This is a genomic window from Embleya sp. NPDC020630, from assembly GCF_044334985.1.
Classification (GTDB): Bacteria; Actinomycetota; Actinomycetes; order Streptomycetales; family Streptomycetaceae; genus Embleya.
This window is the reverse complement of the sequence record NZ_JBIRUB010000005.1, coordinates 364,418-377,941: the sequence shown is the minus strand read 5'-3', so window position 1 is coordinate 377,941 and position 13,524 is coordinate 364,418. Positions and strand designations below refer to the sequence as shown.

At 72.2% G+C, this 13,524-nt stretch carries 12 protein-coding genes; 5 read left to right on the top strand and 7 right to left on the bottom strand.

Going from position 1 to position 13,524, the window contains the following annotated elements; translation table 11 throughout:
- Nucleotides 1-7: 7 nt before the first annotated feature.
- The 3 genes from ACH4XV_RS20465 to ACH4XV_RS20455 are packed head-to-tail and all read right to left on the bottom strand — an operon-like array spanning nucleotide 8 to nucleotide 4,644.
- A complete protein-coding gene (locus tag ACH4XV_RS20465) occupies nucleotides 8-1,030 on the bottom strand; it encodes a hydroxymethylglutaryl-CoA lyase (protein ID WP_395791681.1) in 1,023 nt (340 codons plus the stop codon).
- Nucleotides 1,027-3,027 (bottom strand): acetyl/propionyl/methylcrotonyl-CoA carboxylase subunit alpha, encoded by a 2,001-nt coding sequence (locus tag ACH4XV_RS20460; protein ID WP_395791679.1) that lies wholly within the window; start codon nucleotides 3,025-3,027, stop codon nucleotides 1,027-1,029. The genes ACH4XV_RS20465 and ACH4XV_RS20460 overlap by 4 nt, the downstream gene beginning before the upstream one ends.
- Nucleotides 3,028-3,039: 12 nt before the next feature.
- A complete protein-coding gene (locus ACH4XV_RS20455; RefSeq protein ID WP_395791677.1) occupies nucleotides 3,040-4,644 on the bottom strand; it encodes a carboxyl transferase domain-containing protein in 1,605 nt (534 codons plus the stop codon).
- Nucleotides 4,645-4,721: 77 nt separating this feature from the next.
- On the opposite strand from ACH4XV_RS20455, the gene ACH4XV_RS20450 reads away from it, so the two are divergent.
- Nucleotides 4,722-5,282 carry a TetR/AcrR family transcriptional regulator gene (locus tag ACH4XV_RS20450; protein ID WP_379996926.1) on the top strand — a complete coding sequence of 187 codons (561 nt, stop codon included), beginning with the start codon at nucleotides 4,722-4,724 and terminating at the stop codon, nucleotides 5,280-5,282.
- A gap of 684 nt (nucleotides 5,283-5,966) precedes the next feature.
- On the top strand, nucleotides 5,967-6,311 hold the full coding sequence (locus ACH4XV_RS20445) for a hypothetical protein (RefSeq protein WP_395791675.1): 345 nt from the start codon (nucleotides 5,967-5,969) through the stop codon (nucleotides 6,309-6,311).
- Nucleotides 6,312-6,327: 16 nt separating this feature from the next.
- Here ACH4XV_RS20445 and ACH4XV_RS20440 read toward each other — a convergent pair whose 3' ends face one another.
- A complete protein-coding gene (locus tag ACH4XV_RS20440) occupies nucleotides 6,328-6,822 on the bottom strand; it encodes a polyketide cyclase (RefSeq protein WP_395791674.1) in 495 nt (164 codons plus the stop codon).
- A 145-nt stretch (nucleotides 6,823-6,967) separates the two neighbouring features.
- Between ACH4XV_RS20440 and ACH4XV_RS20435 the strand changes: the two genes are divergently transcribed.
- Entirely contained in the window at nucleotides 6,968-7,318 is a 351-nt protein-coding gene (locus ACH4XV_RS20435; protein ID WP_395791672.1) for a MarR family winged helix-turn-helix transcriptional regulator, read from the top strand.
- Between the two features lie 4 nt (nucleotides 7,319-7,322).
- Here ACH4XV_RS20435 and ACH4XV_RS20430 read toward each other — a convergent pair whose 3' ends face one another.
- Together ACH4XV_RS20430 and ACH4XV_RS20425 are read right to left on the bottom strand one after the other, a co-directional pair.
- Nucleotides 7,323-7,985: an alpha-ketoglutarate-dependent dioxygenase AlkB family protein gene (locus ACH4XV_RS20430; protein WP_395791670.1), complete on the bottom strand. Its 663-nt coding sequence runs from the start codon at nucleotides 7,983-7,985 to the stop codon at nucleotides 7,323-7,325.
- 52 nt (nucleotides 7,986-8,037) lie between these two features.
- On the bottom strand, nucleotides 8,038-8,877 hold the full coding sequence (locus ACH4XV_RS20425) for an enoyl-CoA hydratase family protein (protein ID WP_395791668.1): 840 nt from the start codon (nucleotides 8,875-8,877) through the stop codon (nucleotides 8,038-8,040).
- A gap of 376 nt (nucleotides 8,878-9,253) precedes the next feature.
- Between ACH4XV_RS20425 and ACH4XV_RS20420 the strand changes: the two genes are divergently transcribed.
- Nucleotides 9,254-9,985 carry a response regulator transcription factor gene (locus ACH4XV_RS20420; protein WP_078979118.1) on the top strand — a complete coding sequence of 244 codons (732 nt, stop codon included), beginning with the start codon at nucleotides 9,254-9,256 and terminating at the stop codon, nucleotides 9,983-9,985.
- Nucleotides 9,985-11,382 (top strand): sensor histidine kinase, encoded by a 1,398-nt coding sequence (locus ACH4XV_RS20415; RefSeq protein WP_395791666.1) that lies wholly within the window; start codon nucleotides 9,985-9,987, stop codon nucleotides 11,380-11,382. Before ACH4XV_RS20420 ends, ACH4XV_RS20415 begins: the two co-directional genes overlap by 1 nt.
- Before the next feature lie 603 nt (nucleotides 11,383-11,985).
- Here ACH4XV_RS20415 and ACH4XV_RS20410 read toward each other — a convergent pair.
- Entirely contained in the window at nucleotides 11,986-13,443 is a 1,458-nt protein-coding gene (locus tag ACH4XV_RS20410) for a protein kinase (RefSeq protein ID WP_395792008.1), read from the bottom strand.
- Between the last annotated feature and the right edge of the window lie 81 nt (nucleotides 13,444-13,524).

Sequence of the window (13,524 nt, the reverse complement as noted above, 5' to 3'; positions counted from 1 at the left end):
GTCGCGGCTACGCGTCGGCGGCGGTGCCGGCGGCGGTCGTGGTGGTCGGGTCGGCGAGCACCAGGCCGTGCGCGTCCACCCGCTTGCCGAGCAGCGCCTGGACCGCGCGCGAGGGGCTGGGGCGGCCGAGCAGGTCGGCCATCCAGGCGCTGGTGGCCACCAGCGCGCCGAGGTCCACGCCGGTCTCGATGCCGAGGCCGTGCAGCATCCACACCAGGTCCTCGGTGGCGAGGTTGCCGGTCGCGCTCTCCGCGTACGGGCATCCGCCCAGGCCACCCGCCGACGCGTCCACGGTTCTCACCCCGAAGCGCAGCGCGGCGAGGGTGTTGGCCAGCGCCTGGCCGTAACTGTCATGGAAGTGCACCGCGATGCGCGACGCGGGTACGCCCGCCTCGGCGAACGCGGTCAGCAGCGCGGTGACATGACCGGGGGTGGCCACGCCGATCGTGTCGCCCAGGCTGAGCTGCGAACAGCCCATGTCCACCAAGGCCTTGCCGACGCGCACCACCTGGTCGAGCGGGACGGGCCCCTCCCACGGGTCACCCCAGCACATGGACAGGTAGCCGCGTGTGTCGATCCCGGCGGCGCCGGCCCGCTCGACCACGGGGGCGAACATGGCCAACGATTCGGCCACCGTGCGGTTGAGGTTGCGCCGGGCGAAGGTCTCGGTGGCGCTGCCGAACACCGCGATGCGATCGGCGCCCAGCTCGACGGCGCGGTCGAAGCCGCGCTCGTTGGGCACCAGGACCGGCAGGCGGCGATCGCCGGCGGTGATCTCGGCGTCGGCCCGGACCGCCGCGAAGACCTCGGCGGCGTCGGCGAGTTGGGGCACCCACTTGGGCGGTACGAAGCTGGTCACCTCGATCGTGCCCAGACCCGCGCGGGCCAGCCGGCGGACGAACTCGATCTTGGCCTCGGTGGGCACCACACCGGACTCGTTCTGGAGTCCGTCCCGGGCACCCACCTCGTGGATGAACACCCGCTCCGGCAGCCCGGGTTCGCGGCGCACATCCGGCAGTCGACGCGTCATCGTTCCGTCGCCTCTCCTTCGGCCCCCGCCGCCGCTTCCGGGTCGTCCCCGTCGGGGTCCGGCTCCACCACCGCAAGCGTCTGGTCCATCGCCACCGACGCGCCGACCACCGCGCCCAGTTCGGCGACCACGCCGGCGAACGGCGCGGTCAACGCGTGTTCCATCTTCATCGCCTCGACCACGACCACGGTCTGTCCGCGAGCGACCCGGTCCCCGACGGCGGCCTTGACCACCGTCACCGTGCCCGGCATCGGCGAGGTCAGCGCGCCGGTGTGCGCCGCGCCGCCCGCCGCCTCGGCCCGTACGGTGTCCACCTCGCTGACTCGCCAGGTGTCCGGGCCGTAGGCGAGCCAGCGCACGCCCGACGACTCGGCGACGTAGTCGAAGCGCCGGGTCAGCCCGTCGTACCCGACGGAGAGCCCGCCCGGCACCGCCGAGACCGAGGCCGACACGGCCGGGCCGCCGTCGACCGAGACCTCGCCGTCGCGCACCCGCACCTCGATCGGCTCGCCCGGCCCGATCCGCAACACGTGCGTGTCCCAGGCCGGTCCGCCCACCCGCCAGCCGGTCTGCGCCGCGAACGGGTCCGCCCAGCCGTCGGCCGGCACCCGCTCGGCCCGCGCCGCGAGCGCCGCGGCGACCGCCACCTCCGGCGGCGCCGGATGCCCCGTCAGCGCGTCCGTCCTGGCCTCGACGAGACCGGTGTCCAGGTCGCCCGCGAGCACCGCCGGGTCGCCCAGCAGGCGGTACAGGAAACCGAGGTTGGTGGTCACCCCAAGGACCCGGGTCTGGGCAAGTGCCGCCCGCAGTCGGCTGATCGCCGTCGCCCGGTCGTCGCCGTAGGCGATCACCTTGGCCAGCATCGGGTCGTACGAACTGCCGACCTCGCCGCCCTCGCGCAGCCCGGAGTCGACCCGGACGCCTTCGAGTTCCGGCTCACACACCGTCAACACCCGCCCACCCGTGGGCAGGAAACCCCGATCGGGGTCCTCGGCGTAGATCCGTGCCTCGACCGCGTGCCCGTGCATCGACACGTCCGACTTGCCGATCGCGGCGCCCGCGGCGATCCGCAGTTGGCTCTCCACCAGGTCGACGCGGGTGACCAGTTCGGTCACCGGGTGCTCGACCTGGAGGCGGGTGTTCATCTCCATGAAGTAGAACGAGCCGGGATCCTCCGACGGCACGATGAACTCGATGGTGCCCGCGCCGACGTATCCGCAGGCCCGGGCGGCGCGCACGGCGGCGGCGCCCATCGCGGCGCGGGTGTCCGCGTCGAGCAGCGCCGACGGCGCCTCCTCGATGATCTTCTGGTGCCGGCGCTGCAGGCTGCACTCGCGTTCGCCCAGGTGTACGACCGTGCCGTGGGTGTCCGCGAGCACCTGGATCTCGATGTGCCGGGGGCGGTCGATCCAGCGCTCGATCAGCAGCGTGTCGTCACCGAAGGCGCCCTTGGCCTGGCGCCGGGCCGCGGCGATCTCGTCGGCGAGCAGCGCGCCGTCGTGCACCAGGCGCATGCCCTTGCCGCCGCCGCCCGCCGACGGCTTGATCAGCACCGGGAAGCCGATCTCCCGGGCGATGTCCACGAGTTCGGCGTCGGTCATACCCGCCGCGCCCCCGCCGGGAACCACCGGGACGCCGTACGCGGCGACCGTTTCCTTGGCCCGGATCTTGTCGCCCATCAACTCGATCACGCCCGCCGGCGGGCCGACGAAGACCAGCCCGGCGCGCGCCACGGCGGCGGCGAACGCGGCGTTCTCGGACAGGAATCCGTAGCCGGGGTGAACCGCCCCGGCCCCGGCGCGCACGGCGGCCGCGACCACCGCGTCCACGTCCAGGTAGCTCGGCACCTCGACCGCCGCGTCGGCCTCGCGCACGTGCCGCGCGGCGGCGTCGCCCGGCCCGTACACGGTGACCGCGCGCACGCCCAGACGGCGCAGCGTGCGGATGACCCGGACCGCGATCTCGCCTCGGTTGGCGACCAGTACTGCGTCGAACACGTCGTGACCCCTCTACATCCGGAACAGACCGAAGCGCGGCTCGGCCAGCGGCGCGTTGGCGCACGCCGTCAGGGCCAGGCCCAACACGGTGCGGGTGTCGAGGGGGTCGATGATCCCGTCGTCCCACAGGCGCGCGGTCGCGTAATAGGCGTTGCCCTGCCGCTCGTACTGCTCGCGGATCGGCTGCTTGAACTCCTCCTCGCCGTCCCAGCTCTCGCCGCGCGCCTCGATCTGGTCGCGCTTGACGGTGGCGAGCACGGTGGCGGCTTGTTCGCCGCCCATCACCGAGATCTTGGCGGTGGGCCACATCCACAAGAAGCGCGGACTGTAGGCGCGTCCGCACATCGAGTAGTTGCCCGCGCCGTGCGAGCCGCCGATGACGACGGTCAGCTTGGGCACGCGGGTGGTGGCCACCGCGGTGACCATCTTGGCGCCGTGCTTGGCGATGCCGCCGTGCTCGTAGTCCTTGCCGACCATGAAGCCGGTGATGTTCTGGAGGAACAGCAGCGGGATGCCGCGCTGGTCGCACAGTTCGATGAAGTGCGCGCCCTTGACCGCGGATTCGGCGAACAGGATGCCGTTGTTGGCGACGATCCCGACCGGGTGGCCGTGGATCCGGGCGAAGCCGGTGACCAGGGTGGTGCCGTATTCGCCCTTGAACTCGTGGAAGCGCGAGCCGTCGACGATGCGGGCGATCACCTCGTGCACGTCGTAGGGGGTGCGCGCGTCGGGCGGCACGACCCCGTACAGCCCGGCCGGGTCGACGGCCGGCGGCTCCACTTCCCGTACGTCCCAGGGCAGTTGCGGCCGGGCGCCGAGGGTGCCGACGATGTCGCGGACGATCCGTAGCGCGTCCTTGTCGTCGGCCGCGAGGTGGTCGACGACACCGGAGATGCGGGCGTGTACGTCGCCGCCGCCCAGCTCCTCGGCGCTGACCACCTCGCCGGTGGCGGCCTTCACCAGCGGCGGGCCGCCGAGGAAGATGGTGCCCTGGTCACGCACGATCACCGTCTCGTCGCTCATGGCCGGCACGTACGCGCCGCCGGCGGTGCACGAGCCGAGCACGGCGGAGATCTGCGGGATGCCCCGGGCGCTCATCTGCGCCTGGTTGTAGAAGATCCGCCCGAAGTGCTCCCGGTCCGGGAAGACCTCGTCCTGCATGGGCAGGAACGCGCCGCCGGAGTCGACCAGGTACAGGCACGGGAGTCGGTTCTCCAGCGCGATCTCCTGGGCCCGCAGGTGCTTCTTGACCGTCATCGGGTAGTAGGTGCCGCCCTTGACCGTCGCGTCGTTGGCCGCGATCACGCACTCGCGGCCGGCGACCCGGCCCACGCCCGCGATGATCCCGGCGGCCGGCGCGTCGCCGCCGTACATCCCGTCGGCGGCCAGCGGCGCGATCTCCAGGAACGGCGTGCCGGGGTCCAACAGGGTCTCCACCCGGTCGCGCGGGAGCAGCTTGCCCCGCGCGGTGTGCCGTTCCCGGGCCCGTTCGCCGCCGCCCAACGCGGTGGTCGCCAACCGGGCGCGCAGTTCGCCGACCGCGCGTTCGTGGGCTTCCGCGTTGGCCCGGTAGGTCTGCGACCCCGGGTCGGCGGCTGTGCCGAGCACGTTTTCCATGACACCGCCTCGAGTTAACCTTCGTTCACCTGCCCCCGAGGTTAACCACGGTTAATCCGAGTGTCTAGCATGGACACATGACCGTGAGCCGTCGAGACCAGATCCTGCAGGTGGCCGCCCGGCTGTTCGCCGAGCGCGGCTATCACAGCGTGGGCATGGACGACATCGGCGCGGCGGTGGGCATCAGCGGCCCCGCGCTGTACAAACACTTCCGGGGCAAGGAGGCGATGCTCACCGAGCTGCTGGTCGACATCAGCGAGCAGCTGCTGGCCCGGGGCGAGCTGCGGGCGTCGATCGAGGACCCGGCGCAGGCGCTGGCGGCGCTGATCGAGGGCCAGGTCGAGTTCGCGCTGCGCCACCCGGACCTGATCACGCTGCACGACCACGCGCTCAACCAGGTCCCCACGGCCGAGCGACACCGGATCCGCCGCGTCCAGCGCGCTTACGTGGAGCTGTGGGTCGAGGTGGCGATGAAGGCCCACCCGAACCGCTTGGACGACCGAGAGGCCCGCGCCGCGGTCCACGCCGCCTTCGGCCTGATCAACTCCACCCCCCACACGCTACGCACCCCCCAACGCATCCTGGCCCCGATGCTGAGCCGAATGGCCCTGGCGGCATTGGCAGCGGCGACGGGGTAGCCGGGCGGCTTCAGCGGGACAGCCCCAGTTCGCCCGCCCGCAGTCCGGCCTGGAAGCGCGAGTCGGCGGCCCGGCCGTCATCGTGATGCCGACGCGGCCCGCGGTGGCGGTCGCGAACAGCGCCGACACCGTCACTGGACAGAAGTCCTCGATACGGCTCGGTGAGCCGGGCACCCCGCCGCCCACCGTGTCTGCACCCACGTGCAGGCGAAGTTGCTCGCTTCGGCTTCCTGCCCTGGTCATGGCTCGGCGTACGCCGGCAGGACCTGATTTGATACGGACCTTTCCGGCGCCGTCGGTCGGGCGCGGTTTGGACTCGGGCGGCTGAGCCCCGCCCGATGCCGCCCGCTCCGACCGTTTCCTGCGGGCGGCACCCCCCGGTCCTGCGGCCACCGGCGCGGCTGCGGGACCGGGGGCTCTCGATCCCGTGTCCGGCTGGGTGCCTGAAGACCCCCGCGCACCCGGCCGGGCCGGGCCGTCCGCCGATCCACCACCGAAAGCAGGTCCGTGTACCCGCCGCTTCTTGAACGTCTCGGTGCAACCGCCGCCGAACGCCATCGACTTGCGGGCCGCCGGCCCGACCCCGCGACCGCCCCACCGCATCGGCAGCGCGCCCACCACCGGCACTGCCGCGCCGCCGGGGCCGCGTTGCGGGGCGCCGTGGCCGATGCGTATCGAAGCGGCATGTCGGTGGAGGTCATTGCCCGCGCGACCGGGTTTTCCCCGGGCTGCGTGCGCATGATCGCGCACCGTGCGCCGCGTGCCGAAGTCGCCGACCCCGTCGTCCCGTTCCATACGCAAGGAGAGATCATGACCGACACGCCTACGCCTCCATGGGCGGTGGGCGAACCCCTCTGGCGCAAGGTCGACCGCCACGGGCGACATCACCACCTCGGGACCATCACCCGTGTCCGGCACGACGGGGACCGGTGGATGGTCGAATACGCATACGGCGCACGCGCCGACAGGATCACGACCGCACCTGCCGCCGGGATGTACCGCGAAGGGCCCATGACCCGACCCGTTTGACCGGCGGGCGGTCTCGTCAGCCGGCGGCGGCGACCTCGGCCAGGTGCTGTAGGGAGTTGGGAAGGTGTTCGGGGCCGAAGGGTGGGAATTGGAAGCGCTCCCGGGCGGGCTCCGACGCCTCCGACCAGTCGTAGGTGAGGGTGACCTCGGTTTGTGACGCGTCGAGCGGCTTGAGGTCGTAGCGCCAGGTCCAGCCGCCGAACCGCAAGCCGCCGTCGACCTGTTCCATCCCGGGCGCCCAGCCGATGGCGTGTGGCGCGTCGAGGACGCGGACCTGGTTGGCTATCCGGTAGTCGCCGTCCGGGTGATCGGCGTGATACATGGCCATCCGGAAGACTTGCCCCACCTCGGTCAGCGGCGCCCGGTCGACGCACTCCCGGACCCAGCCGGTGCCGTCGATGGAGGCGTGGGTCGTCGGATCGGCCAGCACCGCGAACACCTTCGCGGTGGGCAGCGCCATGGTCAGGGTGGCGCTCACGGTGTCCGCCTGCTTCACGGCGTCCTGCTTCATGGTCCCCACGCTCCGCACGCTCCTCGTCGTCTCGTCTCGTGTCGTCTCGTGTTGCGTCGTGTTGCGTCGTTTCCCATGGAGACCGTGCGGAGCGGGGAAACTCATCGGTCACGTCATCGGTCACACGTCGTGCGTCCAGACGAGGGTGATCCGCATTTCGCTGAAGCGCTACCACTACCGGATCCTGGCCGCGCTGCACGAGTTCGGGCCCGCGAGCCAGGCCCAGCTCGGCCGAAGGTGCCGCGTCGACCGCAGCGACATCGTGGCGGCGGTCAACGCCCTCGTCGCGGAGGGCTTCGTCGACCGCTCCCCCGACCCCGGCCACGGCCGGCGCAACCGGGTCACCCTCACCGAGGACGGCCTGCGTCAACTGCGCCGCATGGACGAACTGCTCGATCGGGCCCAGGACGACCTCCTCGCGCCGCTGTCGGCCGAGGACCGGCGGACCCTGACCCGCCTACTCGGGCAGGTTCTCGCCCACCACGAACCGGGGTAAGGCCCTACGACCCGGCAGGCCGCCGCCCCGAAGCCCGGATGGTGATGTTGAGCCGGCCGCCCGCCAGGCCCGTTGCCGGGTCGCCCGTGCCCGGGCGGATCCTCGGCACGCCGTGGTACGCGAGTCGGGACGGGCCGCCGAAGACGATCAGGTCGCCGCTGTGCAGTTCCACGTCCGTCCACGGGCGGGTCCGCGTCTCGGTGTTGCCGAAGCGGAACACACACCTGTCGCCGATGCTCAGCGACACCACCGGCGCCGGCGACGCCTCGTCCGCGTCGCGGTGCAGGCCCATGCTCGCCTTGGCGTCGTAGTGGTTGACCAGGCCGATGTCGTACGGGTCGGCCGGAACGGACCCGTACACCTCGACCACCGCCCGCCGCGCCAGCGCCCCGAGCAGTGCCGGGAACGGCTTGACCGGCGTGCCGTCCGGCAGGAACTCGCTGTAGCGGTACGGCTCCCAGTGCAGCCCGAGACACACAGTGCGCACGCTCATCACCCCGCCCGAGGGCATCACCACCTGCCGCATGCCGGCCGGCGGCGCGGCCCACTCGCGGGCGGCGACCACCAACTCCCGCTGCTCGTCGAGCGAAAGCCAGTCCGGCACGTGCCAGGCCCCGGGAGCGAGTTCGACCCGCTCCCGGGGTACCGGGAAGAGTTCGCCGGTCACGTCGCGGCAACTCCCGCCCGACCACGAACGGTTACACACCGCGCAGGACCCGTCACCGCTCCGCGCTCCCCTCGCTCACCCACTTCGGCGCCCGCTTCTCCCGGAACGCCGCCATGCCCTCCATCGCGTCGGCCGAGGCGAACAGTTCCGCCGAGCGCCGGGCCAACTCCCGCCCGTCCCGGTCGAAACCGGCCTGCAACGCACCGATCGTCAACTTCTTCGACTCGACCAACCCCTGCCGCGAGCACAGCCGGAACGACGCCACCAGCGCCGCCACCGCCTCGTCCGCGCCCTCGGGCCCGTCCACCGCGCGGGTCAGCAGGCCGATCCGCTCCGCCTCCGCGCCGTCGAACACATCGCCCGTGAGGTAGTACCGCGACACCGACCGCGGATCCATCCGGGGCGCCGTGGTCAGCGAGATCACCGCCGGGCTCAGCCCGAGCCGCGCCTCGGTGAACGCGAACGTCGCCTGCGCCGGCGCGATCGCCAGATCCGCCGCGCCGACCAGGCCGATCCCGCCGGCGCGCGCATTGCCACGCAGGTGTGCGACCACCGGCACCGGCACCTCCACCACCAGGCGCAGCAGCGCGAGCAGTTGCTCCGCGCCCTGGGCCATCCCGCCCGCCGCCGCCTCGCGCAGGTCCATGCCCGAACAGAAGGTCGGCCCGGTGTGGGTGAGCACCACCGCCCGCACCCGCTCGTCCACGCCCGCCTCGGCGAGGTGGTGGCGCAGCCGGGCGACCAGGCGCGCGGACAGCGCGTTGCGGTTGGCGGGCGAGTCCAGCGTGATGGTGGCGATGCCGTCGTCCACCGTCATCCGGACCGGGTCGTCGGTCGAGTGCGGGTGGCCGGGCTTGTCGTCCAGGCTCGTGCGTACCGGCTCGGGCTCCACGGTGTACCTCCGGGTTCGAGGGCGATCGGCGCGGGGACTCGGGGGTGGCCCGGACCGCGCGCCCGGTGCCGCGTATGTTGCCGGTCGCGGCACCCGCGTGTGTCGTCGGCCCCTCGTTCGGTCGACCGAGGCCACCACCTCGATCGGCACGCGCGAGGGCCCGCCGCGCTACCTCGATCCTCACATGCGAGGGTCGGCTTCGATCGAACCACGTCGCATTCATGTTCCTTTCATGTCGAGCGCGCACATTGGCACGACACGCTTTGTACCGAGTCCACACGGAAGGTGTCCGCGTGCGACCGTGGGGCGACCCGGAGTAACCGGATCCCCCGGGATCCGCCGCCGAATGAAGGAGTCGCCCGCCATGACGCCCGCGATGACGCCCGCCGCCGACACCGGAACGCCGCCGCACATCCTCGTCGTGGACGACGAACCCGCCGTCCGCGAGGCCCTCGAATCCAGCCTGCGCTTCGAGGGCTACCGGGTCACCCTCGCCGACGAGGGGGTGGCCGCGCTCACCGCGATCGCGGGCGACGAGCCGGACCTGGTGCTGCTCGACGTACTGATGCCCCGCATGGACGGGCTGACCGCGTGCCGCCGGCTGCGCGCCCGGGGCGACACGCTCCCGGTACTGATGCTCACCGCGCGCGACGCGGTCGGCGACCGGGTCACCGGGCTCGACGCGGGCGCGGACGACTACCTGGTCAAGCCGTTCGAGCTGGACGAGTTGCTGGCTCGGGTACGCGCGCTGCTGCGCCGCAGCGCGATGGCCGGCACGCGCGAGGAGGCCCGCGACGACGCGCTCGCCTACGCCGACCTGCGGATGGACACCGCCTCGCGCGAGGTCACCCGCGCGGGCCGGACGATCGACCTGACCCGCACCGAGTACACCCTGCTCGAACTGTTGCTCACCCACCCGCGCCAGGTGCTGACCCGGGAGCAGATCCTGCACAACGTATGGGGGTTCGACTTCGAACCCGCGTCCAATTCGCTCGACGTGTACGTGATGTACCTGCGGCGCAAGACCGAGGCCGGCGGCCTGCCCCGGCTCGTGCACACCGTTCGCGGCGTCGGCTACGTCCTGCGTACCGCGGAGGCGCCGTCCTGATGAGCCGTCATCTGCCGCTGCGCGCCCGCCTGGCGCTGCTCACCGCGCTCGCCGTCGCCCTCGCGGTCGCGGCGGCGGCGGTCACCTGCTGGGTGCTGACCCGCAATCAGCTGCGCGAACAGATGGACCGGACCCTGGCCACCACCGGGACGCCGTTCCTGAACCCGCGCGGGGGCCAGGCGACGACCATCGCGGACATCTGCCTGCGCCCCGCGCCGCCGTTCCAGCGCGGCCTGTTGACGTATCAGGTGGTGCGCGGCGACGGCTGGTTCTGCACCCAGCAGGGCAGCAGCGCGGTGCCGGTCAGTCCGGTCCCGGTGAACGAGGACGACAAGGCGGTGGCGGCGGACACGTCGGGCACGAAGAAGGTGGTCTTCCACGACGCCACCACCAAGAGCGGGCAGCACGTACGGGTGATGACGCAGCACGTCAGCCGGGACACCGCGGTGTCCGTGTCCCGGCCACTCGACGAGATCGAGAGTTCGCTGGACAGCCTGGCCACGTGGCTCGTCACGGTGAGCGCGATCGGCATCCTGGGCGCGGCCACGCTGGGCCTGCTGGTCGCCCGGGCCGCGCTGGGGCCGGTGGACCGGCTCACCGAGGCGGCCGAACACGTGGCCCGCACCGAGGACTTGGACACGGTGATCCCGATCGCGGGCAAGGACGAGATCGCCCGCCTGGGGCGCTCGTTCAACGCGATGACGGCCTCGCTCAAGGCGTCCCGGCTGCGCCAGCAGCGGCTGATCGCCGACGCGGGGCACGAACTGCGCACACCGCTCACCTCGTTGCGCACCAATACCGATCTGCTGCTGCGCAGCGAACAGACCGGCCGCTCGATCCCGCCGGCCGACAAGGAACGCCTGCTGCACAACGTGAAGGCGCAACTGGTCGAACTCTCCGACCTGGTCGGCGATCTGCTGCTGCTGGCCCGCCCGGACCACGTGGCCGGCCAACCGCCGGCCGAGCCCGCCGCGCTGCACACCGCGGTCGAACGCGCGGCGGAGCGGGCCCGGTTGCGGGCGCCCGACGCGCGGATCGAGGTGGACGTCAGCCCCTGGTACGTACGCGGCGAGCCGGCCGCGCTGGAGCGGGCGGTGGTCAACCTGCTGGACAACGCGCTCAAGTTCGGCGGCCCGGAGGGGGTCGTGACGGTCCGGCTCGCGGACGGCCGCCTCACCGTGCGCGACCACGGCCCGGGCATCGCCGCCGCCGACGCCCCCTACGTGTTCGAACGTTTCTGGCGCGCGCCCGCCGCCCGCGGCCTGCCCGGCTCCGGACTGGGCCTGTCCATCGTCGCCCGCACAGTGGCCGACGCCGGCGGCACGGTGACCCTGGAACCGGCCGCCGACGGCACGGGCACGGTAGCCACCCTCCGCTTCCCGGGCACCCCGACCTGACCCCACGCCCACTCGGCAGTCAAACCAGACCACGAGCCGAACCCCGGCGGACCCGTACCCGGCCGCGACCTCCGCCATGACCGCCCAAACCCGCCCCCACGGCCCATCCCCCTGCACCGCGTCCCCACGATTCGCTCAACCCGATACACCGAGTCACCAACGACCCGCTCGGCACCCTCCACCGGGCTTCCACCCACTCCGGAAGCCGCCGGCGGCACCGGCCGGAAGACGTTCCCGACCACCCGAAGCCCACCCCGAGTCATGTCGATACTCGGTGACCCTCCCATCCACCGCTGCCGCAAACGAGTTCGATGCGGACCTCCGCCCGCACCGGGCCGCCGTTCACAGCGCTTGCAGCCTCGCGAGCACTTTGCGGAGAAGGTCCGCGTCCGCCTGAGGGAAATCGATCGTCGTGCGCTGCACGCCGGATGGCCGTGGCGGCCCGTTGCACGAGCCCCGCACGGGCAGGTCGGCGCGCAGGTGACGGGTGGTGGATGTTCGTCGAGGAGGCGAAGACCGGCGGCCTCACTCGGCGGTGATTCATACAGGAATTCGAAGGGCGCCTCACTCCTTCCGGAACAAGGCGCCTTTCGAGCGATCGCGTCAAGCCATCCGGGTTCGTTGCGGTATGTGTTGTTTGAGTGCGGTGGCCAGGCGACCCGGTGGCACGTCGATTTCGCCGAACCAGTAGGTGGGGCGCTCCTGGCTCGGTACCCGGGTGAGCGGGCCGCCGGAGGCGAAGGGGATGTGATTGACCGGGTCGAGTTCGATCCGGATGCCACAGCGTGGTGTCGACAGTCCGGGGCGGTCGACGGGAATCACGCGGACCTCGTGGATCCGTTGCCACGGGATGTGAACTCGGCGGCCGTAGTTCCAGTGGACGCACAGATGGCGCGAGTCGATGTCCAGCTTTCCCTTCGACGCCCGGAACGGCGCGTGCAGGAGCGCCGGTCCCAGCAGGAGCGGAAGCCAGCCGGCGATCGCCCCCCACGGGGTGTACACGAGCAAGGTGCCCACGGCGAGTACGACCAGCCCCACGCCGAACGCGGCCCAGGTCGCCGCCCGGCGCCCGGGGGATGGCGCTCGCACGGTGGGGAACGCCCGCCGCCCGACCGGTCGCGAGACCGGCGGTGGGGCGGCGGTGGCGGGCCGGGTCGGACGTGCGTCGGGCGCGGCGGACGTGGGGGCGAACTCGTCCGCCGCGGAGACGAGTTCGGCGGCCCGGTCGAGCTGTCGCAGCGTCCTGGCGAGGTCGGCGGCGTTCGGGTACCGCCGGCCGGGGTCCTTGTCCAGCAGGGTCAGTACGAGGTCGTCCCAAACGGACGGGATGCCCGCGCGCACCGAACTAGGGGCGGGCGGCTCCTGCGTGAGATGAGCCGTCAGGTAGCCGACCGTGTCGGGGGCCTGGAAGGGCAGCCGGCCCGTGACCAGTTCGAAGAGCAGGCAGCCGAGGGCGTACAGGTCGCTGCGGGGTTCGGGGTACCCGCGTGCCTGTTCTGGGGCCATGTAGGCGGGCGTGCCCACGATGAAGCCGGTCCGGGTGAGACGGTCTGCGCTCGCGTGGGCGTCGGCCGCCCGCGCGATGCCGAAATCGAGGACCTTCACCATGCCGGACGGCGTGATGAGGATGTTGGAGGGCTTGATGTCCCGGTGCACGATTCCGACGGTGTGCGCCTCGGCGAGTGCGTCGTATATCTGTGCCCCCCACCGGGCGGCGGTCGGCAGAGCGACGGCGCCTCGGCGCAGCTCCGCGTCCAAGCCCTCGCCCCGGATCAGCTCCATCACCAGGAACGGGACCCTGTCGCCCTCGGTGCCGGTCTCGCCGAGGTCGTGGATGGTCACGATATTGGGGTGCTGTAGCTGGGCGGTGATCCGTGCCTCGCGCAGGAACCTGGCGCGTGCCTCGTCGCCTCGGCTTCCGCCGCCGGCGAGCAGGGAGATCACCTTGACCGCGACGGACCGGCCCAGCGTCTCGTCCCGAGCCTCCCATACCTGCCCCATGCCGCCCTCGCCGAGGACACGCACCAACCGGTAACGCCCCCCGAGGAGTTGGTCTCGCATTGCCACGCCTCTCCCCATCGCGAACATTGCTGCCCGTCCTGGTGCCGATGTCGAAAGCGACGACGGCCCCGGCCTCCAGAG